This is a genomic window from Nocardioides sp. IC4_145 (assembly GCF_011250565.1).
Taxonomy (GTDB): domain Bacteria; phylum Actinomycetota; class Actinomycetes; order Propionibacteriales; family Nocardioidaceae; genus Nocardioides.
Genome location: NZ_JAANMS010000039.1, coordinates 1 through 23,946, shown reverse-complemented (window position 1 = coordinate 23,946; position 23,946 = coordinate 1). Strand labels below are relative to the sequence as shown.

17 protein-coding genes and 1 pseudogene are annotated in these 23,946 nt (G+C 73.3%); 12 read left to right on the top strand and 6 right to left on the bottom strand.

Going from position 1 to position 23,946, the window contains the following annotated elements:
• The first annotated feature begins 27 nt into the window (after nt 1–27).
• From G6553_RS15620 to G6553_RS15610, 3 genes are all read left to right on the top strand, one after another.
• Complete coding sequence (locus G6553_RS15620; protein ID WP_166194935.1) at nt 28–606, top strand: DUF1992 domain-containing protein; 579 nt, start codon at nt 28–30, stop codon at nt 604–606.
• Nucleotides 607–671: 65 nt separating this feature from the next.
• Entirely contained in the window at nt 672–1,760 is a 1,089-nt protein-coding gene (locus tag G6553_RS15615) for a CoA ester lyase (protein ID WP_166194932.1), read from the top strand.
• 1 nt (nt 1,761) lies between these two features.
• Nucleotides 1,762–2,625, top strand: coding sequence for a CoA ester lyase (locus G6553_RS15610; protein ID WP_166194930.1), 864 nt, complete (start codon nt 1,762–1,764; stop codon nt 2,623–2,625).
• Between the two features lie 112 nt (nt 2,626–2,737).
• Here G6553_RS15610 and G6553_RS15605 read toward each other — a convergent pair whose 3' ends face one another.
• From G6553_RS15605 to hutH, 4 genes are read right to left on the bottom strand one after another with little or no spacing between them, the layout of a single operon-like run.
• Nucleotides 2,738–3,001, bottom strand: coding sequence for a peptide methionine sulfoxide reductase (locus G6553_RS15605; RefSeq protein WP_166194927.1), 264 nt, complete (start codon nt 2,999–3,001; stop codon nt 2,738–2,740).
• Entirely contained in the window at nt 3,001–4,821 is a 1,821-nt protein-coding gene (gene malQ, locus G6553_RS15600; RefSeq protein ID WP_166194924.1) for a 4-alpha-glucanotransferase, read from the bottom strand. The genes G6553_RS15605 and malQ overlap by 1 nt, the downstream gene beginning before the upstream one ends.
• Nucleotides 4,822–4,850: 29 nt before the next feature.
• Nucleotides 4,851–6,509: a urocanate hydratase gene (hutU, locus tag G6553_RS15595; protein ID WP_347565747.1), complete on the bottom strand. Its 1,659-nt coding sequence runs from the start codon at nt 6,507–6,509 to the stop codon at nt 4,851–4,853.
• Between the two features lie 5 nt (nt 6,510–6,514).
• A complete protein-coding gene (gene hutH, locus G6553_RS15590; protein WP_166194918.1) occupies nt 6,515–8,080 on the bottom strand; it encodes a histidine ammonia-lyase in 1,566 nt (521 codons plus the stop codon).
• A gap of 278 nt (nt 8,081–8,358) precedes the next feature.
• Here hutH and G6553_RS15585 point away from each other — a divergent pair, with 278 nt between their 5' ends.
• The 8 genes from G6553_RS15585 to G6553_RS15550 all read left to right on the top strand — a co-directional run bounded on the left by G6553_RS15585 (nt 8,359) and on the right by G6553_RS15550 (nt 21,422).
• Entirely contained in the window at nt 8,359–9,609 is a 1,251-nt protein-coding gene (locus G6553_RS15585) for a choice-of-anchor P family protein (RefSeq protein WP_166194915.1), read from the top strand.
• A 196-nt stretch (nt 9,610–9,805) separates the two neighbouring features.
• A complete protein-coding gene (locus G6553_RS15580) occupies nt 9,806–11,017 on the top strand; it encodes an MFS transporter (RefSeq protein ID WP_347565746.1) in 1,212 nt (403 codons plus the stop codon).
• 61 nt (nt 11,018–11,078) lie between these two features.
• Complete coding sequence (locus G6553_RS15575) at nt 11,079–11,585, top strand: hypothetical protein (protein WP_166194912.1); 507 nt, start codon at nt 11,079–11,081, stop codon at nt 11,583–11,585.
• A gap of 50 nt (nt 11,586–11,635) precedes the next feature.
• Nucleotides 11,636–12,433: an IclR family transcriptional regulator gene (locus G6553_RS15570; RefSeq protein ID WP_166194909.1), complete on the top strand. Its 798-nt coding sequence runs from the start codon at nt 11,636–11,638 to the stop codon at nt 12,431–12,433.
• On the top strand, nt 12,430–13,374 hold the full coding sequence (locus tag G6553_RS15565) for a DMT family transporter (protein WP_347565745.1): 945 nt from the start codon (nt 12,430–12,432) through the stop codon (nt 13,372–13,374). Before G6553_RS15570 ends, G6553_RS15565 begins: the two co-directional genes overlap by 4 nt.
• A gap of 46 nt (nt 13,375–13,420) precedes the next feature.
• Nucleotides 13,421–15,856 carry a hypothetical protein gene (locus G6553_RS15560; protein ID WP_166194906.1) on the top strand — a complete coding sequence of 812 codons (2,436 nt, stop codon included), beginning with the start codon at nt 13,421–13,423 and terminating at the stop codon, nt 15,854–15,856.
• Nucleotides 15,857–16,002: 146 nt separating this feature from the next.
• The gene (locus G6553_RS15555; RefSeq protein WP_166194903.1) at nt 16,003–19,716 is read left to right on the top strand and encodes a heterodisulfide reductase-related iron-sulfur binding cluster; all 3,714 of its coding nucleotides are present in this window, start codon (nt 16,003–16,005) and stop codon (nt 19,714–19,716) included.
• 152 nt (nt 19,717–19,868) lie between these two features.
• Nucleotides 19,869–21,422 (top strand): MFS transporter, encoded by a 1,554-nt coding sequence (locus G6553_RS15550; RefSeq protein WP_347565750.1) that lies wholly within the window; start codon nt 19,869–19,871, stop codon nt 21,420–21,422.
• A 6-nt stretch (nt 21,423–21,428) separates the two neighbouring features.
• On the opposite strand, the gene G6553_RS21335 is transcribed toward G6553_RS15550, so the two are convergent.
• Nucleotides 21,429–21,704 (bottom strand): hypothetical protein, encoded by a 276-nt coding sequence (locus tag G6553_RS21335; protein WP_166194897.1) that lies wholly within the window; start codon nt 21,702–21,704, stop codon nt 21,429–21,431.
• A gap of 26 nt (nt 21,705–21,730) precedes the next feature.
• Entirely contained in the window at nt 21,731–23,479 is a 1,749-nt protein-coding gene (locus tag G6553_RS15540) for a sodium:solute symporter family protein (RefSeq protein WP_166194893.1), read from the bottom strand.
• A gap of 161 nt (nt 23,480–23,640) precedes the next feature.
• Here G6553_RS15540 and G6553_RS21330 point away from each other — a divergent pair.
• A pseudogene (locus G6553_RS21330) lies at nt 23,641–23,946 on the top strand (hypothetical protein); the annotation flags it as partial.

Here is a 23,946-nt window from a genome sequence, read left to right as displayed (position 1 = left end):
TAGACTCGGGGGCGGAGTGGATGACCGATGACCCAGCACCCCGACGAGCGGCCCGAGACCGCGCGCCCCACCGAGCGGTCGAACGCCGAGGACGAGGCCGAGCGGCGCAAGCGCAGCGGCCAGTCGGCCGCGCACGCCCGGATCGCCAACCAGGCCTCCTGGGTCGACCAGCAGGTCCGCGTCGCGATGGCGAAGGGCGAGTTCGAGGACCTCCCCGGCGCCGGGAAGCCGATCAAGGACCTCGGCAAGGAGCACGACCCCGACTGGTGGATCAAGCGGCTCGTCGAGCGGGAGCAGATCACGGTCCTCCCGCCGAGCGTCGCGCTGCGCAAGGAGGACGCCGGCCTCGACGACCACCTCGACACGATCGCCTTCGAGGGCGACGTGCGCCGCGAGGTCGAGGACTTCAACGCCCGCGTCATCCGGGCCCGCTACTCGCTCTCCCCGGGCCCGCCACTGATCACCATGCCCCGCGACGTCGACGCCACGATCGCGGCCTGGCGCGCACGGCGTACCGCCCGCCTCGAGGCCCAGCGCGCTGCCCTCGCCGCCTCCCGTCCCGAGCCCCGACGGCGCTGGTGGCAGCGGCGGGGCCGGACGGACTGAGCCGCGACCAAACCTGTCAGATCCGTCATACCGACGGGTAACCGCCCGCTGCTACGTTCCGCCCCATGACCGCCGCGAGCCGCAGCCCCAAGGACTTCTTCCGGCCTCTCGCCGTCGGCGCTCCGACGCCGCTGCGGGAGATCCCGGCCCGCCCGAGCCGGGCGATCCACTTCTTCGACCCGAGCAACCCGAAGATGGCCGCCAAGGTGCCGGACATGGTCGGCACGGTCGACGTGCTGCTCGGCAACCTCGAGGACGCGATCAAGGCCGACAACAAGGAGGCCGCGCGCGAAGGCCTGGTCGAGATCGCGCAGGAGACGGACTTCGGCCCGACCCAGCTGTGGACGCGGATCAACGCGCTGGACAGCCCGTGGGTGCTCGACGACCTCACCACCCTCGTGCCGGCGATCGGCGACAAGCTCGACGTGATCATGGTGCCGAAGGTGCAGGGCGCCGAGGACATCCACTACGTCGACCGGCTGCTCGCCCAGCTCGAGGCGAAGGCCGGCCTCGAGAAGCCGATCCTCGTCCACGCGATCCTCGAGACCGCGCGCGGCGTGGCCAACGTCGAGGAGATCTGCGGCGCGAGCCCGCGCATGCAGGGGCTCTCCCTCGGCCCGGCCGACCTGGCCGCGGACCGCCGGATGAAGACCACCCGCGTCGGCGGCGGCCACCCGGGCTACCTCGTCCGCGAGGACCCGCCCCGCATCGACGGCGTGGCCAACCTCGAGGCCAGCCGGGCGACGTACCAGCAGGACCTGTGGCACTACACGATCGCGCGCATGGTCGACGCGTGCGCGATGCACGGCATCTACCCCTACTACGGGCCGTTCGGCGACATCAGCGACACGACCGCGTGCGAGGACCAGTTCCGCAACGCGTTCCTGCTCGGCTGCGTCGGCACGTGGAGCCTGCACCCCAAGCAGATCGCGATCGCCAACCGGGTCTTCAGCCCGAGCGTCGAGGACGTCGCCCACGCCCGTCGCGTCGTCGCCGCGATGGGCGACGGCACCGGCGCGGTGATGCTCGACGGGAAGATGGAGGACGACGCCTCCCTCAAGCAGTGCCTGGTGATGGTGGAGCTCGCCGAGCAGCTCGCCGCCGTCGACCCGGAGCTGAAGCAGCAGTACGACGCGATCGAGACCGAGGCCTGAGATGACCGACTTCACCCCCCTGCGCAGCGTCCTCTACATGCCCAGCTCCAACGAGCGGGCGCTGGAGAAGGCCAAGTCGATCGCGTGCGACGCGCTGATCCTCGACCTCGAGGACGCCGTCGCCCCGGACGCGAAGGAGGCGGCCCGCGAGTCCGCCTGCGCCGCGGCCGCCAGCGGCGAGTACGGCCGTCGTACGGTCACCATCCGCGCCAACGGCATCGGCACCCAGTGGCACGACGCCGACCTCGCCGCGATCGCCCAGGCCGGTCCGGACGCGATCGTGGTGCCGAAGGTCGGCAGCGCCGCCGAGGTCCACCAGCTCGTCGACGCGCTCGAGAAGGCCGGCGCCCCGGACCACACCAAGCTCTGGGCGATGATCGAGACCCCCGTCGCGGTCCTCGACGCGCTCAGCATCGCCCGCGCGAGCGAGCGGCTGACGGCGTTCGTCATCGGCACCAACGACCTGGTCAAGGAGCTGTACGCCGAGCACGTCCCCGGCCGCGCCCCGATCCTCCCCAGCCTGCACACCATCCTGCTGGCCGCGCGCGCCGCCGGCATCGCGGTGCTCGACGGCGTCTACAACGACGTCAAGGACACCGACGGCTTCCTCGCCGAGTGCCGCCAGGGCCGCGAGATGGGTTTCGACGGCAAGACCCTCATCCACCCCGGCCAGGTCGAGGGCGCCAACACCGCCTTCGCCCCCTCCGAGCAGGCCGTCGAGGACGCCCGCGGGCTGATCCAGGCCTGGGAGGACGGCGCCGGGTCGGGCGTCGTCACCTACAACGGCCGGATGGTCGAGAACCTCCACGTCGACTCCGCCCGCCGCACGCTCGCCATCCACGAGGCCGTCCGGGCGCTCGGCTGAGGGGGTGTCACCATCCCAGGTTCGCTTGGGATGCTGACGCTTCACGGCCATTGCGAGGGCCGGGAAGCTCACATGTCCCCGGTTAACTTGGGATGCTGCGAGTCACACGCCGTCACTCCCACCCCGCCAGGAACTCCAGCACCACGTCGGCGGGCATCTCGCAGGGCTTGAGGAGCGGTCCGGAGGCGGCGAGGTAGAGGTTCGCGCTGACGACGTCGGTGCCGCCGAGCTCCTCGGCGTACACGCTCTGCTCGCGGCCGCCCACCCGGACCACCCGGGTGACGCCCCAGCGCCGCCCGGCGTAGGTCACCGCCGACCAGCCCTCCGGCAGCCGGTCGAACAGCGCGACCAGCCCGGCGTCACGGTCACCGCCCATCAGCGGCCCCGCAGCGCCTCCACCAGCCGGGCGACGCCGGGGTGGCCCCCGCCGGCCGTCAGCTCCTCGAGGGGTACGCCGAGGGGCAGCCGCCAGTTGTCGCGCGCGGTGGTGCCGGGGACGTTCGGGCGGCGCTCCTCGGCGACGGCGTCCTCGAGCGCGGCGGACAGCAGGAGCGACGGGGCGGTGCCGAGCTGGCGGTACGCCTCGACGACCGCGTCCTCGACCGGTGCGTCCTCGGCGAGCCCGTCGCGGCGCAACCGCGCCAGCAGGTCCTCCCGCCCGGAGCGGACGTCGGACTCGGCCATGTCGGTCGAGGCGAGCTGGTCCTCAGCGTCGGAGCCGGTCCACAACCCGGCGACGGTCGGGAGGTCGTGGGTGGTGACCGCGGCGAGCGCGGACGACGGCCACGCGGCGGGCTCGTCGTCCTCGAACCACAGCACCTTGTAGGACAGGATCCCGCGCTCGGCCAGCGCCTCGCGCACACCGGGCTCGACGGTGCCGAGGTCCTCGCCGACGACGACCGCGCCGGCGCGGTGCGACTCGAGCGCGACGATGTCGAGCAGGTCGTCGGCGGGGTAGCGCACGTACGCCCCCTCCTGCGGCCCTGCGCCCTCCGGGATCCACCAGAGCCGGAAGAGGCCCATCACGTGGTCGATGCGCAGCCCGCCGGCGCCGGCGATGGTGCCGCGGATCGACTCCACGAACGGCTCGTAGTCGGCCTCGCGCAGCCGCCACGGCACCAGCGGCGGCGAGCCCCAGTCCTGCCCGACGGAGTTGAGCATGTCCGGCGGCGCCCCGACGGTGATGCCGGGGGCCAGCACGTCGTCCCACGCCCAGGCGTCGGCACCGCTGCCGGAGACGCCGATCGGCAGGTCCTGCAGCACGGTGGTCGAGCCGGTCGCGGCACGCAGCTGCCGGTCCAGCAGCCACTGGAGCCACACGTGGAAGGCGATGTCGTCGCCGTGGTCGCGGACGTACGCCGGCACGCCGCCGGCGTCCTGCCGCCGCACCGCCTCGGGCCAGGCGAGCCGGTCGGGGCCGTGCTCCTCGGCCAGCGCGCACCAGGTGGCCCAGCCCTCAACGGCCTGCCCGGCGGACTCCCGCCACGCCACGAACTCCGGGTCGGCCGGGGTCCGGTCGAAGACCGCCCGCAGCACCGATCGCTTCAGCGCCCAGGCGCCGTCCCGCTCGACGAGGTCGGCCGACCGCAGGGTGGCCAGCTCGGCGTCGTGCCGCTCGAGGTCGGCCGGCTCGACGCCGGGCACGTCCTCGACGGCGAGGTAGACGGGGTTGCGGAAGCGCCGGGTCGCCGGCAGGTAGGGGCTGGTCTCCTGCGGCACGGTCGGCGCGACCGCGTGCAGGGGGTTGACCAGGAGGAACCCGCCGCCGAGCCGCTCGGTCCACTCGCGGAGGGTCCGCAGGTCGCGCAGGTCGCCGATGCCCCAGCTGCGGCGCGACCGCGCGGCGTACAGCTGCACCGTCCAGCCCCACGACTGCTCCTCCGGCACGTGGCAGCGGCCCGGCGACACGACGAGCCGGCGGCCGTCGGCGAGGCGGTGGTAGCCCAGCGGGAAGTCGTCGGGTACGACGTCGTCGAGCTCGCGGGTCGAGCCGTCCTCGCAGGAGACCGTCGACCGCAGGCCGGTCGCGCGGCCGGGCCGGGTGACGACCGGGGCCCGGTCCTCGAGGTCGGCCGGCGGCTCGCCGATCACCTCGCGCAGCCGGGCGACGGTCGCGTCGCTCGCCCGCTGCGGCTGGTCGTCGGCGTCCACCCAGTCCTGCTGGATGCCCCACTGGTCGACGTTCGGTGCGTTCACCCGCGCACGGTTCCCCGAAGGGTGCCGGGTCAGGCAGGTGGCATCGGGATCCGCACGCCCCGCTCGTGCGCCACCTCGACGGCCCGGTCGTAGCCGGCGTCGACGTGCCGGACGACCCCCATGCCGGGGTCGTTGGTGAGCACCCGCTCGATCTTCTCCGCGGCGAGCGGGGTGCCGTCGGCGACGCACACCTGGCCGGCGTGGATCGAGCGGCCGATGCCGACCCCGCCGCCGTGGTGGATGGAGACCCAGGTGGCCCCGGAGGCGGTGTTGACCAGCGCGTTGAGCAGCGCCCAGTCGGCGATGGCGTCGGAGCCGTCGAGCATCCCCTCGGTCTCGCGGTAGGGCGAGGCGACCGAGCCGCAGTCGAGGTGGTCGCGGCCGATCACGACCGGCGCCCTGAGCTCGCCGGAGGCCACCATCTCGTTGAACCGCAGCCCGGCGCGGTGCCGCTCGCCGTACCCCAGCCAGCAGATCCGCGCCGGCAGGCCCTGGAAGTGCACCCGCTCCTGGGCCAGCGTGATCCAGCGCCGCAGCTTCTCGTCCTCGGGGAAGAGCTCGAGCACCGCGCGGTCGGTCGCGGCGATGTCGGCCGGGTCGCCCGACAGCGCCGCCCAGCGGAACGGTCCCTTGCCCTCGCAGAACAGCGGCCGGATGTAGGCCGGCACGAAGCCGGGGAAGGCGAACGCCCGGTCGTAGCCGCCCTTGCGCGCCTCGTCGCGGATCGAGTTGCCGTAGTCGAAGACCTCCGCGCCCCGGTCCTGGAGCTCGACCATCGCCCGCACGTGCGCGGCCATCGACGCCCGGGCCCGCTCGGTGAAGCCGGCGGGGTCGGCGGTCCGCTCGCGCTCCCAGTCCTCGAAGGCCGTGCCGGCGGGGAGGTACATCAGGGGGTCGTGGGCCGAGGTCTGGTCGGTCACGACGTCGACCCGCACGTCGGAGTCCACGAGCCGCGGCAGGAGCTCGGCGGCGTTGCCGAGGACGCCGATCGACAGCGGCCGGCGCTCGTCACGAGCGGCGACGGCCAGCTCGAGGGCGTGCTCGAGGGAGTCGGCGCGGACGTCGAGGTAGCGGTGGTCGATCCGCCGCCGGATCCGCGCGTCTTCGCACTCGATGCAGATCGCGACGCCCTCGTTCATCGTCACCGCGAGCGGCTGCGCGCCACCCATGCCGCCGAGCCCCGCGGTCACCGTGATCGTCCCGGCGAGCGAGCCGCCCCGGCCGGTCACCGCGCCGGTCGCGAGCTTCTCGGCGACGGCCGCGAAGGTCTCGAAGGTGCCCTGGAGGATTCCCTGGGTGCCGATGTAGATCCACGACCCCGCGGTCATCTGGCCGTACATCGTCAGCCCGAGGTCCTCCAGCCGCCGGAACTCCTCCCACGTCGCCCAGTCGCCGACGAGGTTGGAGTTCGCGATGAGGACGCGCGGCGCCCAGGTGTGCGTGCGCATGACGCCGACCGGCTTGCCGGACTGCACGAGCAGCGTCTCGTCGTCGGCCAGGTCGGCCAGCGAGGAGCACAAGGCGTCGTACGCCGCCCACGACCGCGCGGCCTTGCCGGTGCCGCCGTAGACGACGAGGTCCTCGGGGCGCTCGGCGACCTCGGGGTCGAGGTTGTTCATCAGCATCCGCAGCGGCGCCTCGGTCTGCCAGGACCGGGCGGTCAGGTCGGTGCCCCGCGGGGCGCGCACGTCTCTCACGACATCTCTCCGATCACGGCCTGGACGGCGTCGACCACGGCGCCGGAGCGCACCAGGCCGACGGCCGTCTCGATCTCCGGCGCCAGGTGGCGGTCCGGTCCGGGTCCCTCGATGCCGGCGCCGCGCAGGAGGCGCACGACCGCGCCGGTCGCCGGCGACGGGGTGAGCGGCGCCCGCAGGTCCAGCGCCCGCGCGGCGGTCAGCACCTCGATCGCGACCACCTGGGTGAGGCCGTCGACGGCCCGGCGCAGCTTGCGCGCGGCCGACCACCCCATCGAGACGTGGTCCTCCTGCATCGCCGAGCTCGGGATCGAGTCGACCGACGCCGGGACGGCGAGCCGCTTGAGGTCCGAGACGATCGCCGCCTGGGTGTACTGCGCGATCATGTGGCCACTGTCGACGCCCGGGTCGTGCGCCAGGAACGGCGGGAGCCCGTGGCTGCGCGAGGCGTCCAGGAACCGGTCGGTCCGCCGCTCGCTGATCGACGCCACGTCGGCCGCCGCGATCGCCAGGAAGTCCAGGACGTACGCCACCGGCGCCCCGTGGAAGTTCCCGTTGCTCTCGACGCGGTCGCCCAGCACCACCGGGTTGTCGACGGCCGAGGCCAGCTCGCGCGACGCGACGAGCGCCGCGTGGTCGACGGTGTCCCGCGCGGCGCCGTGGACCTGCGGCGCGCAGCGCAGGGAGTAGGCGTCCTGCACCCGGTTGCAGTCGCTCCCCCGGTGCGAGGCGACGACCCCGGAGCCCGTGAGCAGCGCGACCAGGTTGGCCGCCGAGGCGGCCTGCCCGGGGTGCGGCCGCAGCGCCTGCAGCTCGGGGGCGAAGACGCGGTCGGTGCCGAGCAGCGCCTCCACCGACATCGCCGCAGCCACGTCGGCCGTCCGCAGCAGCAGGCGCAGGTCCTCGAGGGCCAGCACGAGCATGCCGAGCATCCCGTCGGTGCCGTTGACGAGGGCCAGTCCCTCCTTGGCGGCCAGCTCGACCGGGGCGAGCCCCGCGGCGGCGAGCGCCTCGCCGGCCGGCACCAGCCGGCCCCCGGCGTCGCGCACCTGCCCCTCCCCCATCAGCGCCAGCGCACAGTGCGAGAGCGGCGCGAGGTCGCCGGAGCAGCCGAGCGAGCCGTGCTCGTGGACCACCGGCGTGATGCCGTGCGTGAGCAGGTCGCCGAGGAGCCGCGCGGTGGCGGGCCGGACGCCGGTCCGGCCGGTCGCCAGGGTGGAGAGCCGCAGCAGCATCAGCGCGCGGGTGACCTCGCGCTCGACCTCCGGCCCGGAGCCGGCGGCGTGCGAGCGGACCAGCGAGCGCTGCAGCTGCGTGCGCTGCTCGGCGGGGATGTGGCGCGTCGCCAGCGCGCCGAACCCGGTCGAGACGCCGTACGTCGGCACCGGCCCGGCCGCGAGCGCGTCGACCACCGCGCGAGAGCGCTCGATCGCCTCGACGGCCTCGGGCGTGAGCCGGACCGGGGCGCCGTCGCGGGCGACCCGGACGACGTCGGCCGGGGCCGGCGGCGCGACCCCGACGAGCACCGGAGCAGGCTCCGGGAGGGCAAGCGGTCTGGACATGTCGTCATCGTGGGTCCGGCCGGTGACCACCGCCACAGCCGCGCCCCAGGGGCCGTCTGGGATCCGAGACTTCAGGCGTCACACCCGCATCGGACGCGACGTGTCCGGTAAAGCCTTGGTGACAAACCGGAGCCGGACCGCCGGCCGGCCGTGCCGCGCCGCCGTCCTCGCTCGCCCCCAGGTGTTTGACCAGGCATCATGTCGGGGAGGGAGCACAGGCCAGCAGCACGCTGTGGACCGCACGGGGGGTGTGGTCCACCAACCCAGGAGTTCCACTCATGCGTCGGATCCTTCCCGCCGGAGCGGCGACCGCCCTCGTGGTCGCCTCGGCGATCCTCTCCGTCCCCACGTCCACCCAGGCAGCGGTGGCCGACCGAGCCCCGGCCGCGAAGGTGAAGACCGAGTTCGCCATGAAGGCGACCGGTTACGGCACCCGCGTCCAGGGCGGCGCCGTTCCCGTCCAGTCGGGCACCACGGCGTACCAGACCATCGGCTGCACCAACAAGGCCGGCCTCTCGCGCAGGAACGACGTCGCCGCCGTGACCCTTCCCGGGCTCGGCCAGGTCGACGGCGTCCGCACCCGCGTCAACACCTTCACCAACAAGAAGAAGGGCCGCACGAGCGTCGTCTCCCAGCACGACGTGGCCCGCGTGAAGCTCGGCCCGCTCGTCCTGCGTGGCGTGAGCTCCAAGGCGACCGTGTGGCACGACAAGGACGGCTTCCACAAGAAGGTGGAGACCTCCCTGCTCGGCGTCCGCGCCGACGGCCAGACCTTCCCGGTCCCCACGCCCAACGTCCCGATCACGATCCCGGGCCTGGCGACGATCTACCTCGGCGACCAGAACGGCTACGCCAACAAGCAGGGCGCGTACGCCGCGGGCAACGCGATCAAGGTCGTGCTGCAGCCCAGCAACACCGTCGTGCGGATCGCCCACTCCGCGGCGAAGATGAACCGCGGCGTGAAGTCCGGCCGGTTCCGCGGCCAGGCCCACGGCACCCAGGTCGACGCGCTCGACCAGAACGTCAAGTCCGGCCCGCTCCCGCTGTCGTACATGCCCTGCCAGGGCACCGGCGGCAAGGTCCGGGAGAAGTCGGTCGCGGGTGTCGACCTCGCCGGACAGATCGTCGTCGGCGCGGTCCGCAACCGCCAGATGGGCAAGCAGAACCAGAACAAGGCGACCGGCTTCACCGAGTCGACCATCGCCGGCATCAAGCTCGGCCCGCTCGAGGTCAACGCGATCAAGGCCCGCGCCAACGTCACCCGCTTCCGCGACGGCCGTATCAAGCGCAACGCGAACGGCACCACGATCGGCGAGATCGTCGTCAACGGTGAGGCGCAGGCCATCCCGCCGATCGGGCAGGCGCTGGAGATCCCCGGCCTGCTCCGCCTCGAGGCCGGCATCGTCGAGAAGACCAGGCTCGGCGTCCAGGTGACCGCCCTGCGGCTCACCCTGCTCGACGGCACCGGCGCCACGGTCAACCTCGGCAACGCCCGGATGGAGATCCGGCCCGCGGGCGGGAAGAAGTAGCCCGCTCTCCCAGCACAGCACGGCCAGCACGACCAGCACGGCCAGCACGACCGACACGGGGTCGTGTGCCCGAGGACGCGACATCCCGCGGCCGGAGGCACACGACCCCGTCGTCGTTCCTGCTGGCTGATTTCTCACAGGCCACGATCCGGGACCACCACCACCGACCGGGCCGGCCGGGCGTTGACTGGGCGGCGTGGTGGCAGGACGGACGGCAGGTGGCGCAGCGGACGAGCTGACCGTCGGCGCGGCGCGGCGCTGGGCGATGCTCGCGGCCAGCACGCTGGCCCAGGGCGCGGCCGCGGTGATGATCCACGGTCCGGCGTTCCTCATCCCCGTGCTGCACGACCGCGAGGGGCTGAGCCTGGCCCAGGCCGGTGTGGTCGCGGCGGCGCCGACGGTGGGCGTGATGCTGACGCTGGTGCTCTGGGGCCTGGTCGTCGACCGTCGCGGCGAGCGCTTCGTGCTCCTGGTCGGCCTGGCCGCCACGGCGGTCGTGGGCGCGTTGGCGACGTTCGTCGGCGGCACGGTCCCGCTCGCGCTCACCCTCCTCCTCGCCGGCGCGGCGGCGGCCAGCACCGGGTCAGCGAGCGGGCGCGTCGTCGTCGGGTGGTTCCCGCCCGAGCGCCGCGGCCTGGCGATGGGCGTGCGGCAGATGGCGCAGCCGGCCGGCGTCGGGATCGCCGCTGTCTCCATCGCGGTCGTCGCCGAGCGGCACGGCGTGGCGGCCGCGCTCTGGGTGCCCACGGTCGCCGCAGCGCTCGCGGCGCTGCTCGTCGCCGCGGTCGTCGTCGACCCGCCGCGACCGGCGCCGGGCACCAACCGCACCCCCAACCCCTACCGGGCGGACTCCTACCTCGCCCGCATCCACGGCGTCTCGGTGCTGCTCGTGGTGCCGCAGTTCCTCGTGTGGACCTTCGCGTTCGCCTGGCTGGTCCAGGACCGCGACTGGTCCGCGGCGGCGGCCGGCGGGCTCGTCGCCGGGGCGCAGGTCGCCGGGGCGCTGGGCCGGATCGCGGCCGGCTGGCTCTCCGACGTCGTCGGCGCCCGCCTGCGGCCGCTGCGCTGGGTGGCGGTCGGGGCCGGCCTCTCGATGGGCGTGCTGGGCGTCGCGGCCGGGCTCGACTCTGCCGTGGCCGTGCCGCTCGTCGTGCTCGCCACCGTGGTCACGGTGGCGGACAACGGCCTGGCGTTCACCGCCGTCGCCGAGCGGTCCGGCCCCTCGTGGAGCGGGCGGGCGCTCGGCACGCAGAACACCGCGCAGTACCTCGCCGCCTCCGCCGTCCCGCCCGTCGCCGGCGCGATGGTCGCCACCTGGGGGTACGCCGCCGCGTTCGGCCTGGCCGCGCTCTTCCCGCTCCTCGCGGCGCCGCTGGTGCCGGTCGGCGACGAGCACGAGCTGACCTGACCGCGGGCGCGGCCGGGACCACGACCGCGTGACCGCAGCCACAGCCGGGTACCGCGCTTCCATGGACACGTGGATCTGGATCGTCATCGCCGTCGTCGTCGTGGCGCTCCTGGTGGCCGCCATCGTCGCGGCGACCCGCAGGAACAAGAAGCGCCACGAGCAGCAGCGGCTCGAGGCGCAGCAGCTGCGCCAGCAGGCCGTCACCCACGCCCCGGGCCTCTCGCAGGCCGAGGTGGAGGCGCGCGAGGCCGACGCCCGCGCGGAGCTCGCTCGCGCCCAGGCCGAGAAGGCGCGGTTGGAGGCCCAGCAGGCGCAGACGGGGCTCGCCCAGGAGCAGGCCCGTCAGGAGGACGTGCTCCGCGAGGCCGACCGCCTCGACCCCGACGTCGACCACCGCTCCTCCGGCTACACCCCGCAGGCCCCGACCCACGCGGGCCCGACCGAGCCGGGCCACACCCAGCCGGGCCACATCCAGCCGGGCCACACGGACCCGGGCCACACGGACCCGGGCCACACCGGGCCGGGCCACACCGACCCCTCGGCGGGCGCCCACCGCCGCGACGTCTGACCTGCGGGAGCGCCCGCGCCGCGGGCAGGCACCGGCTCTAGGCTCCGGCCATGGGTCAGGTGCCGGCGGCGACGCGCGCGCTGCGTGTGCTCCGGTTCCTCGCCAGCCAGCCCGACCCGGTGCCGCTGGACCGCATCGTCCGCGCCTGCGCGCTGCCGCGCTCCACGGCGTACCACCTGCTCAACGCGATGATCGCGGAGGGCTTCGTGGTGCACCTCGCCGAGGAGCACCGCTACGGGCTGGGGGTGGCGGCGTTCGAGGTCGGCAGCGGCTACTCCCGGCAGGAGCCGCTGCAGCGGATCGCGCGTCGCCCGCTCGCGGCGCTCGTCGACCGGGTCGGCCACAGCGCCCACCTCGCGGTCCTGCACGGTCGTGACGTCCTCTACGTCCTCGAGGAGCGCGCGCCCGGGCGGCCGCCGCTCGTCACCGACGTCGGGGTGCGGCTGCCCGCCTCGTTGACCGCGAGCGGGCGGGCGCTGCTGGCGCGGCTGCCGGCGGCCCAGGTGCGCGCGCTCCACCCCTCCGCGGACGCCTTCGTCGACCGCCACGGCCGCGGTCCGCGCACGCTCAGCGCGTTGCGGGTGCTGCTCGCCGAGACCCGCCAGCGCGGCTGGGCGACCGAGGACGGCGAGGTGACGCCCGGCTTGGCCAGCGTCGCCGCCGCCGTGGTCGACCACAACGGGCACCCGATGGCCGGGGTGGCCGTCACCTTCGAGAGCCCAGACCGCGAGAGCCCAGACCCCGAGAGCCCAGACCCCGGGAGCACCGGGCCGGACAGCGCCGCGATCGCCGAGGAGGTACGCCGCACGGCGGACCTGCTCACCCGCCGGCTCGGCGGCACCGCGTGAGGCCCGACCCCCGGGTCGGCCTGCTCCAGGTCGCGCTGGCCGGCGTCCTGTGGGGCACCGGCGGCCTCGGCGTCCAGGTGGTACGCGAGCACGTGCCGATGTCGGTCGGCACGATCAGCGCCTGGCGGATGGGCATCGCCGCGGTCGTCCTCGTGGCCGCCGTGGTCGCGCTCCGCTCCGGCGGGGCGCTGGTGCGGCTGCTCCGCGCCCGGCCCGGCCGGGTGGTGGCCGTCGGCTGCGGGACGGCGGCCTACCAGGCGCTCTACTTCGGCGCGGTCGTCTCCGTCGGCGTCACGGTCGCGACCGTCGTCAGCCTCGGCCTGGCGCCGGTGCTGCTCACCGTTGCCGAGTCGGTCCGCGACCGCCGACCGCCCGGGGCCGACCGCCTGCTCGTCCTCGTCGCCGCGCTCACGGGGCTGGTGCTGGTGAGCGTCTTCGCCGGCCACGGCGGCTCGACCGGGCCCCACCCGGTGCTCGGGGTCGTGCTCGCCGTGGCGTCGGGGTCGGCGTACGCGCTGGCGACCGCCCTGGGCGAGCCGCTCGCCCGATCGACCGGGCCCCTCACCCTGACGACCGCCACCACGACCGTCGGGACGCTCGCGCTCGCGCCGTTCCTGGTCACTGACGCCCTGCGGGGCGAGGTGGTGCTGACCGCCGACCCGGTCGTGGTCGCGACGCTGCTCTACCTCGGCGTGCTGACGATGGCGCTCGCCTACGGCCTGCTCTACGCCGGGTTGCGCACCGCCGACGGCAGCGCCGCGGTCGTCGCGACGCTGCTGGAGCCGGTCACCGCGGCGGTCGTGGCGGCGGTCTTCCTCGGCGAGCGGATCGGGCCCGGGGGCGTCGCAGGCACGCTCCTGGTCCTGGCCGCGGTCGCGGGGCTCGGCCGCCGTAGCCAAGACGCGGGCGGACCGTTGACCCCAGCAACGGAACCTGACTAGGTTCCACGTCTCATCGCCCCTTCCGGGCCGACACTGGGGAGCCTGCATGCCCGTACCCGGGACGCCGTCCGACCGACGCGACCGATCCCGGGGCCGGCGTCCCCGGGCCGGTAGCCGCCTGGCCGTCGCCGGCCTGGCCGCGGCCGCCCTGGTCGCCGGTGCGGTCGTGCTGCCCGGCGCGGCCGGCCTGCGCGGTGGCTCCTTCGAGCAGCAGCTCTCCACCGCGACGGCCGCCAAGGTCGCGATGGACGAGACCAAGAACGCCATCTCCCGCGCGGTCGGCTCCGGTGCCGACGCCGCCGACCCGACCAGCGCCGCGGACGCGCGGAAGGCGGCGGCGTACGTCGACTCCGAGCGCGCCCTGCCCGACCCGCGGCTGCGCCGCGCCGCCGTCATGCAGCCGCGGCGCCGCACCCCGCAGGACCGCTACGCGATGGCGAACGGCTGCTACGCGCTGGCCGGCAGCCCCATCTACTTCAAGCCGACGAGCCTCGGGACCTATCTCCTCTACGCGAAGGACCACACCTTCGTGACCGCCCGCGGCGAACGGGCGGCCCGGCCGTCCGCGGCGACGGTGTGGACGGCGCGCAAGCAGGGCAACCGGTTCACCTTCCGCAACGGCTCCGGCGCCCTGCGCATCGGCTCGGCCTCGAGCTTCACGCTGACCCGCACGAGCGGCTGCAGCGCCTACCCCGAGTCGCAGGTCGACGTCGTGGGCGGCCCGCACGCCGGCGTCACGCCGTTCCAGGAGGTGCGCGGGTACGTCGACGCGCACACCCACGGCATGGCCTTCGAGTTCCTCGGCGGGCAGGCGCACTGCGGCCGTCCCTGGCACGAGTACGGCGCGCCGTACGCGCTCGTCGACTGCCCCGACCACACCCTCACCGGCGGGTACGGCGGCGTGCTGGAGTCGGTGCTCAGCGGCACGCCCAACCACGACCCGGTCGGCTGGCCGACCTTCAAGGACTGGCCGGCACCGAACTCGTTGACCCACGAGGGCACCTACTACCGCTGGATGGAGCGGGCCTGGCGCGGCGGGCAGCGACTCTTCGTCAACCTGCTGGTCGAGAACAACCAGCTGTGCCAGCTCTACCCGCTCAAGCGGAACTCCTGCGACGACATGGACTCCGTGCGGCTCCAGGCCAAGCAGATGTACCGCTTCCAGGACTACATCGACGCCCAGTTCGGCGGCCCCGGCAAGGGGTTCTACCGGATCGTGAAGAACCCGTGGCAGGCGCGGAAGGTGATCAACGCCGGCAAGATGGCGGTGGTCATGGGCATCGAGACCTCGGTGCCGTTCGGCTGCACGATGAAGCTCGGCATCCCCGCCTGCAACGCCGCCGACATCGACCGACAGATCGCCGAGGTGCACCGGATGGGCGTGCGCCAGATGGAGCTGGTCAACAAGTTCGACAACGCGCTGTCCGGCGTGGCCGGTGACGCCGGCGCGATCGGTCCGGTCGTCAACGTCGCGAACTTCCTCGAGACCGGCACCTTCTGGGACATGCGGCACTGCGACCCGGCCGACGGGGAGTCGCACGACAACAACCAGGTCGCCGTCCCCGACATCAGCGCCGGCGTCCAGGACGCGCTCTTCGGCGCGATCGCCTCGCTCGGGCTGCCGACCGTGCCGCTCCCGCTCTACCCGCCGCCGAACCACTGCAACAACCGCGGCCTGACCACCCTCGGCGAGCACACCATCGAGACGTTGGCGAAGAAGAAGATCCTCTTCGACCCCGACCACATGAGCGTCAAGGCCCGTCGCCAGTCGATGGACCAGATCGAGGAGATGGGCTACTCCGGCGTCCTGTCCAGCCACTCGTGGTCGACCCCCGACACCTACCCGCGCATCTACCGGGCGGGCGGCTTCATCGCTCCGTACGCCGGCGACTCGACCGGGTTCGTCGAGAAGTGGCGCCGCCACGTCGGGTGGGCCGACGAGCGCTACTACTGGGGCCTGGGCTTCGGCGCGGACATCAACGGCCTCGGCGCGCAGGGGAACCCGCGCGGCGCGAACGTCAAGAACAAGGTGACCTACCCCTTCCGCGGCCTCGGCGGCGTGACCATCGAGAAGCAGCGGGCCGGCAAGCGCGTCTACGACATCAACGTCGACGGCGTCGCGCAGTACGGCCTCTACCCCGACTGGGTCGAGGACCTCCGCAAGGTCGCCGGCAAGGACGGCGCGGACATCGTCGACGACATGGCGCGCGGTGCCGAGGCCTACCTGCAGACCTGGGAGCGGGCGTACGGCGTGCGCCCCGACTCGTGCCGCAACCCCGGGCTGCGCAAGCAGCTCTCCGTGGTCGAGCGGCTGGTCCGCCGGGGCATGACCACGACGGCCGTCATGCGCAAGGTCGGCCAGCCCTACCAGCGGCTCGGCACGACGTACCGCTTCTGCGCCAAGGCGCCCGGCAAGCCCAAGGTGATGGTCCGGGTCGACTTCTCGCGCGCGGGCAAGGTCACCGGCGTGCGCCGCCTCTGACCGCGCCGGCGAACCGGGGCGGGCGGGGTCAAGTTACCCGCAGGTAGGATGCAGGTCACGGCTCGGGACCGATGACGTCCTCGGGCCAGGCACCTAGGCTCGCGGACGCGTCCGCGCCAGCGGGCGGCACCACAACGAGGAGCAGCATGCAGATCTTCGCCATCGTCGTGTCACTCGCCATCGCGGCGGTGGGCATCACCCTGTTCGTCCGCGCGATCAGGAGCATGCTCCGCGTCATCCGCATCGGCCAGCCCGCGATGAACCGCACCAACGAGCCCGGGCGGCGCGCCTGGGCGCTGGTCAAGGAGACCCTGGGGCACACCCGGATGCTCCAGTGGAAGCTCGTCGGCGTCGCCCACTGGTTCATCTTCGTCGGCTTCGGGCTGCTGTTCTTCACCCTCCTGACGGCGTTCGGCCAGCTCTTCGACGCCCACTTCACGCTGCCGCTCATCGGCACGTTCTTCCTCTACGAGTGGATCTCCGAGCTCTTCACCGTCGTGATGCTCGTGGCGATCATCGGCTTCATCGCCTACCGCGCCACCCGCCCGAAGGAGCGCACCCGCGGCGTCAAGGGCCGTTTCTGGGGCTCGACGATGTGGCAGGGCTACTTCGTCGAGAGCGTCATCCTCGGCGTCGGCCTCTGCATCATGGTGCTCCGCGGCCTGGAGTACGCCCTGCTCGACCACGAGGGCTCCTCGCACGCCTCGCTCCTGCACTTCCCCTTCACCGCGTGGCTCGGCCAGCTGTTCTCCGGCCTCTCCCTCGGCACGATCGAGAACCTGATCTACCTCGTCGCGATGCTGAAGATCCTCATCTCCTTCTCGTGGATGATCACGATCTCGCTCAACATCGACATGGGCGTCGCCTGGCACCGCTTCACGGTCTTCTTCAACATCTTCTTCAAGCGCGAGGCCTCGGGTGCGACGGCGCTCGGCGCGGTCAAGCCGCTCACGAACAAGGGCGAGCGGGTCAGCCTCGACGACATCGACGACCTCGACGAGGACGCGTCCCTGGGTGTCGGCACCGTCGAGGACTTCAGCTGGAAGAACATCCTCGACTTCACCACGTGCACCGAGTGCGGGCGCTGCCAGTCGCAGTGCCCCGCGTGGAACACCGAGAAGCCGCTGTCGCCCAAGCTGCTGATCACCGCGCTGCGCGACCACGCCTACCAGAAGGCGCCGTACGTCCACGCCGGCGGCGAGGGCAGCGAGGCCGCCACCGCGCTGCTGGAGAAGGACGAGGTGCTCGCCCGCGAGGCCGAGCGCCCGCTGGTCGGCGACACCGGTGACGACTGGTTCTACATGCCCGACAGCGGCGCCGCGGTCATCGACTCCGAGGTGCTGTGGAACTGCACCAGCTGCGGCGCGTGCGTCCAGCAGTGCCCGGTCGACATCGAGCACGTCGACCACATCATCGACATGCGCCGCTACCAGGTGCTCGTCGAGTCGAACTTCCCCGCCGAGCTCAACGGCCTCTTCAAGGGCCTGGAGAACAAGGGCAACCCCTGGAACATGTCGCCGAACGCGCGCATGGACTGGGCCAAGGGCCTCGACTTCGACGTCAAGGTCGTCGGCGAGGACATCGAGTCGCTCGAGGAGGTCGACTGGCTGTTCTGGGTCGGCTGCGCCGGCGCCTACGAGGACCGCCAGAAGAAGACCACCCGCGCCGTCGCCGAGCTGCTCGACATGGCCGGCGTCTCCTTCGGCGTCCTGGGCAACGGCGAGACCTGCTCGGGCGACCCCGCCCGCCGCGCCGGCAACGAGTTCGTCTTCCAGGGCCTGGCCCAGCAGAACGTGGAGACGTTCCAGGAGTACAAGGTCAAGAAGGCCGTCACTACCTGCGCCCACTGCTTCAACACGCTGAAGAACGAGTACAAGGAGTTCGGCATCGAGCTGGAGGTGGTCCACCACACCCAGCTGCTGAACCGCCTGGTCCGCGAGGGCAAGCTGACGCCGGTCAACACCGGCGAGGGCGCGCACAAGCGCTCGATCACCTACCACGACCCCTGCTACATCGGTCGCCACAACGGCGTCTACGCCCCGCCGCGCGAGCTGCTCCAGGTCCTGCCGGGCGCGGAGTACGTCGAGATGGAGCGCAGCTCCGAGAGGTCCTTCTGCTGCGGCGCCGGTGGCGCGCGCATGTGGATGGAGGAGAACACCGGCGAGCGGATCAACGTCAACCGCACGAAGGAGGCCGTCGACACCGGCGCCGACCAGATCGCGGTCGGCTGCCCGTTCTGCCGCGTGATGCTCTCCGACGGCCTCACCGCCCAGCAGTCCAAGGGCGAGGCCCGCGAGGAGGTCGAGGTCCTCGACGTCGCGCAGATGCTGCTCGCCTCGGTCAAGGGCGAGGTCGCCACGAAGATCAAGCCCGGCGGCGGTACGCCGTCCGCCAAGGCCGCGCCGTCCGAGGACGTCAAGGCCGAGCCGGAGCAGGGTGACGACACCCAGGCCTCCGACGACGTCGTGACCGACACCGCCGACGCCGGCCCGCTGGCCAAGGCCTCGGGCGGGTCGTCGCTCTTCGACACCGACGCTCCCGACGCGGCAGCCGGCGACCAGGCGGCGTCCGCCTCCACCGAGTCCTCACCCGCCCAGGAGGCGGAGGCGGCCTCGAAGGCGGGCTCCGGCTCCAGCGGCTCCGGCGGCGGTTCCTCGCTGTTCGACCTCGGCGGCGACGACGCCGGCTCCGACGAGCCGGCCGCGAAGGCCGAGGCGAAGACCGAGCCCGCGGCGAAGGCCGGCGGGTCGCTGTTCGACCTCGAGAGCGACGAGCCCGAGGCGAAGGCGGAGCCGAAGTCCGCGCCCGCACAGCAGACCGAGGCGAAGGTCGCCGCGCAGGAGTCCGACCTCGGCTCCGGCGGCTCGCTCTTCGACCTCGGCGGCGAGGAGCCCGCGAAGGCGGAGCCGAAGACCGAGGCGAAGACCGAGGCGAAGGCCGAGGCGAAGGCCGAGGCGAAGGCCGAGCCCGCGCAGCAGACCGACCTGGCCTCGGGCGGCTCGCTGTTCGACATCGCCGCGGACGAGCCGGCGCCGGCGAAGGTCGAGGCGAAGGCCGAGGTCAAGGAGGAGCCAAAGACCGCCGAGCCCGAGCCCGAGCCGAAGGCCCAGGCCAAGGCCAAGGCCGAGCCCGCGCCGGAGATGAACGAGACCGACCTGTCGTCCGGTGGCTCGCTGTTCGACATCGAGGCCCCCGCGACCCCGGAGCCGAAGGCCGCCCAGCCCGAGACAGCACAGCCCGAGGCGCCGTCCCGGGAGGACGAGGTCGTCGAGTCCGCGCACGCTCCGGAGTCGGCCGACACCGAGGCCGAGGAGGTCGTCGAGACCGAGACGGCCACCCCGGCAGCGGAGGCCCCGAAGGCGGCGGCGACGCCGTCGACCTCGATCCCCGAGGGCGGGTCGCTCTTCGACATCGCCGCCCCCGAGGCCGTGGCCCAGCCGGAGAAGCGCCCGGAGCCGGCGACGACCGAGGCGAAGGCAGCCACCGAGGCACCGGCCGAGCCGGCCACCCCGGCGGACGCCCCGAGCGGCGAGGCGGTCAGCGCCGCCGCCACGGCGATCGCGAGCGACGACCCCGCACCGGAGCCCGAGGCCGCGGCGGAGGCACCTGCCGACGTGGAGGCCGAGGTCGAGGAGTCCCGCACCGAGGTCGAGGAGTCCCGCACCGAGGACGAGGCCCCCGCCACCGAGCAGGCCGACGCCGAAGCCGAGGCCGCCGACGAGCCGGTTGACGAGGCCGATGACGAGCCGGCCGAGGAGGAGCCGGCCGAGGAGAAGCCGAAGCCGACCTCGAGCGGCGCGGCGAACCAGCCGCGGACCGACGTCGAGATCTCCGAGGGCGGGTCGCTCTTCGACCTCTGAGCCAGGCACCGCACGACCGACGGGGTCGTGTGCCCGAGGACGCGGCGTGCCGCGTCCGGAGGCACACGACCCCGTCGTCGTTGCGGGGGCGGCCCGGGCGGTAGGTTCGGCGCGCCGACGAGTCCGGCGAGGAACCTGGGGGAGGGACACCGATCAGCACGCCGCAGCACGCCCCCGCAGGGCCGACCGTCGACGTCAGCCCGGCACGCCGCTGGGCCTCGCTCGCCGTCCTGTCGGCCAGCCTGCTCGTGGTCACGATGGACCTCACGATCCTCAACGTGGCCCTGCCCGACCTGGCCGCCGACCTCCGCCCGTCGGCGACCGAGCAGCTGTGGATCGTCGACAGCTACTCGCTCGTGCTGGCGGGCCTGTTGATCCCGATGAGCGCGCTCGCGGACCGCTGGGGCCGCAAGCGGCTGCTGCTGCTCGGGTTCGTCGTCTTTGGTGCGGCCTCGGCGCTGGTCGTGCTCACCGACTCCCCCTGGCAGGTGGTCGCGACCCGCTCCCTCCTCGGCGCCGGCGGCGCGATGATCATGCCGACCACGCTGTCCCTGCTGCGCTCGGTCTTCACCGACCCCGCGGAGAGGGCGACCGCGCTCGGGGTCTGGGCGGCCGTCTCCGCGCTCGGCGCGGCGATCGGCCCGATCGCCGGCGGGCTGCTGCTCGAGCACTTCAGCTGGCACGCGGCGTTCCTCGTCAACGTGCCCCTGATGCTGGCCGCGGTGGTGGCCGGCGCGCTGATCCTGCCCGAGGCCCGCGCGGCGAGCGCCGCGCCGTGGGACCTGCCGTCCGTCGGGCTGTCGATCGCGGGGATGGTCGCGCTGGTGTGGGCGGTCAAGCGGTTCGCCGAGGAGGAGACGTTCGCGGATGCGCTCGGCTGGACGGCCCTGGCCGCGGCGGTCGCGATGCTCGCCACCTTCGTCCGCAGGTGCCTGGTGCGCGACGAGCCGCTGCTCGACGTGCGGTTGTTCCGCCGGCGCCCGTTCACCGCCGGGGTCGTCGCGGCCCTGATGGCGATGTTCGCGATGGCGGCGATCCTGCTGCTGCTCGCGCAGTGGCTGCAGCTGGTCGAGGGGCACTCGCCGCTGGGCGCCGGGGTGCGGCTGCTGCCGCTGGCCGGCGGAGGGCTCGTCGCCTCGCTGCTGGCCTCACCGCTCGCGTCGCTGGTGGGCGCCCGGACCGTGCTGGCCTCCGGCCTCGGCGTGGCCGGGATCGGCGCGCTGCTGCTGCCGGTCGTGCCCGGCGACCTCGGCTACCCGACGGTCGCGGTCGCGATGGCGCTCGTGGGCGCCGGGGCCGGCTCCCTGGCGATCGGTTCGGCGATGATCATGGCCGGGACGCCGGCCGAGCGGGCGGGCAGCGCGGCGGCGATCGAGGAGACGGCGTACGACCTCGGCAGCGTGCTCGGGGTCGCGGTCCTCGGCAGCGTCGCCTCGGTCGTCTACCGCGACCACCTCGCGACCGGCCCGCTCGTCGCCGACGGCCTGCCCGCCACGGCGGCCCGGGCGGCGGAGGACTCCCTCGGCGCCGCCGTCGACGTCGCGACGGCTGCGGGGGCACCGGCACTCGCCGCGCAGGCGGGCGCGGCGTTCACCGACGCGCTGGTCGACACCTCGCTGGTCGCCGGGCTGGTGATGGTCGCCGTCGCGGTCGTCGTGTGGCTCACCGCGCCGCGCGGGCTCGACATCACCCAGCAGCAGCACTAGCCGCCATCAGTCGGCGGACGGGTCCTCCGCCCCGCCGTCGGGGACGTACGTCGGCCGCAGCACCGCCCACGCGACGAAGACCAGCCCGACGACGAGCATCGCGAGCCCGGCCCAGAGGTTGGCGTTCACCCCGCCGGTCTTGTCGGTCTCGGGGTCGCCGAGGAGCCCCATCAGCGTGAGGATCACGCCGTAGGCGGCGAGCAGCCCGCCGATGATGTTGCGGATGTCGAGGGCGCCGGCGCGGTGGCGCCGCTGGGTAGCGCGGGCGGGAGCAGTGGGCACGGGATCTCCTCGGGTGAGGGCGGGGGTCAGAACAGCACGTTGAGGACGACGACCATCGCGAGCGCGACGCCGGCCAGCGGGAGGGTGCGGCGGTACCACGGGTACGACGCCTCGTCGGCGTCGACGAGGTCCTCGCGCGGGGTCTCGGAGTAGACGAGGCCCTTGAGCTCCTCGACCGGCTTGGGCCTCGTCACCAGCGACACGACGACGCTGAGGACGATGTCGACGACGAACGCCGCACCGGCCGCGAGGAACGCCGCACCCTGGCCGCCGACCGGGATGACGCCGAGGCTCAACGAGCCGAACGCGTCCTCGCTGAGGAAGGCAACCGCGACGGCGGAGAGCGTGCCGGAGACGAGGCCGACCCAGCCGGCGGTGGCGGTCATCCGCTTCCAGAACATGCCGAGGATGAACGTCGCGAACAGCGGGGCGTTGAAGAACCCGAACAGCGTCTGGAGGTAGTCCATGATGTTCGAGAAGTTCGTGGCGAGGTACGCCGTGCCGACGGCGATGACCGTCGCGCCGACGGTCGCGAGCCGCCCGATCTTCAGGTAGTAGTCGTCGTCGCGGTCCTTGACGGCGTACCGCTGCCAGAGGTCGTAGCTGAAGACCGTGTTGAACGCGGAGATGTTGGCCGCCATGCCGGCCATGAAGGCCGCGAGCAGACCGGCGATCGCGACGCCGAGCAGGCCGTTGGGCAGCAGGTCGCGCATGAGGTAGAGCAGGGAGTCGTTGTAGGTGACGGTGCCGCCGGTCCCGCCGGCGACCTGCTCGCCGGCCTTGGTGTCGGCGATCTCCGAGACGAGCACCGCCGCGATCATGCCGGGCAGGATCGTGATGAAGGGGACGAACATCTTCGGGAAGGCGCCGATGATCGGCGTCTTGCGCGCCGAGGAGATCGAGTCGGTCGCCATCGCGCGCTGGACCTCGACGAAGTTCGTCGTCCAGTAGCCGAAGGACAGCACGAAGCCGAGGCCGAAGACGATGCCGACGACCGAGAGCAGGTCGGAGTCGAAGCCCGAGAGCGCGTTGCCCGGCCAGGAGTTGAGCTGCTGGGCGGCGGGCGCGGTCTCCGGGTTGTCGCCGGCGGCCTCGGTGATCTTGTCCGTCAGCCCGCCCCAGCCGCCGACCCGGTCGAGGCCGATGAGCGTCAGCGGCAGCAGCGCCGCCACGATGACGAAGAACTGCAGCACCTCGTTGTAGATCGCGGCGCTCAGGCCGCCGAGGGTGATGTAGGACAGCACGACGACCGCGGCGACGAGCAGCGCGACGAGCAGCGGCCAGCCGAGCAGCGCCTGGATGATCGTGCCGAGCAGGTAGAGGTTGATGCCGGCGATGAGGAGCTGGGCGACCGCGAACGAGATCGAGTTGACCAGGTGCGCGCCGGTGCCGAACCGGCGGTACATGAACTCGGGGACCGACCGGACCTTCGAGCCGTAGTAGAACGGCATCATCACGACGCCGAGGAACAGCATCGCCGGGATCGCGCCGACCCAGAAGTAGTGGACCGTCGGCAGGCCGAACTCCGCGCCGGAGGCGGACATGCCCATGATCTCGACGGCCCCGAGGTTGGCCGCGATGAACGCCAGGCCGGTGACCCAGGCGGGCAGCGAGCGCCCGGACAGGAAGAAGTCGACGGAGTCGGAGACCTGGCGGCGGGCCATCAGGCCGATGCCGAGGACGACGGCGAAGTACAGCCCGACGATCAGGTAGTCGACGGCGTTGGCGTCGATCAACGTGTCGCTGGCGAGGACGGTCGGTGCCCAGCTGGCCATGGACGGCCTTTCGTGACGGCGGTGCGAGGGGACGGCCGTGGCTCGTGGTGCGTGAGCGCGGCCGTCTGGGCAGTTGCCCGGAAGCGTCCGACGGCAAACGGCGCCGCGGTGACATCACCAGGACCTTGACGTGACGTCATCATGGTGTCATCGTGGTGCACATGGACATCACGCCGTACGTCGAGTCGTTGCGCCGCGACCTCCTCGCGGCCGCCGAGGCGGCCGGACCGGAGGCGCGCCAGGTCGCGGAGCGGCTGGCGTTCGCGCTCGACCCGGCGGCGCGGCTGGCGATGATGGAGGCCGTCTCCCAGGCGGCCGCGGAGATCACCGCCGAGATGCCCGCGGGTGGCGCCGCGGACGACGTTCACCAACCAGGTGTTCAGGGACTGGCCCGACCGGCCGGCCAGCTCCTCGGCGCGGGTCTTGACCGACTCGGGCAGCCGGAGGGTGATCCGGGTGACGGCGTC

Bases quoted from the DNA above. Each gene is read 5' to 3' on its own strand.
- G6553_RS15540 (WP_166194893.1), bottom strand. From the start codon at position 23,479: ATGGCCAGCTGGGCACCGACCGTCCTCGCCAGCGACACGTTGATCGAC.
- G6553_RS15615 (WP_166194932.1), top strand. From the start codon at position 672: ATGACCGCCGCGAGCCGCAGCCCCAAGGACTTCTTCCGGCCTCTCGCC.
- G6553_RS15605 (WP_166194927.1), bottom strand. From the start codon at position 3,001: ATGGGCGGTGACCGTGACGCCGGGCTGGTCGCGCTGTTCGACCGGCTG.
- hutH (WP_166194918.1), bottom strand. From the start codon at position 8,080: ATGTCCAGACCGCTTGCCCTCCCGGAGCCTGCTCCGGTGCTCGTCGGG.
- G6553_RS15620 (WP_166194935.1), top strand. From the start codon at position 28: ATGACCCAGCACCCCGACGAGCGGCCCGAGACCGCGCGCCCCACCGAG.
- G6553_RS15585 (WP_166194915.1), top strand. From the start codon at position 8,359: ATGCGTCGGATCCTTCCCGCCGGAGCGGCGACCGCCCTCGTGGTCGCC.
- G6553_RS15560 (WP_166194906.1), top strand. From the start codon at position 13,421: ATGCCCGTACCCGGGACGCCGTCCGACCGACGCGACCGATCCCGGGGC.
- G6553_RS15610 (WP_166194930.1), top strand. From the start codon at position 1,762: ATGACCGACTTCACCCCCCTGCGCAGCGTCCTCTACATGCCCAGCTCC.
- G6553_RS15575 (WP_166194912.1), top strand. From the start codon at position 11,079: ATGGACACGTGGATCTGGATCGTCATCGCCGTCGTCGTCGTGGCGCTC.
- G6553_RS15570 (WP_166194909.1), top strand. From the start codon at position 11,636: ATGGGTCAGGTGCCGGCGGCGACGCGCGCGCTGCGTGTGCTCCGGTTC.
- G6553_RS15555 (WP_166194903.1), top strand. From the start codon at position 16,003: ATGCAGATCTTCGCCATCGTCGTGTCACTCGCCATCGCGGCGGTGGGC.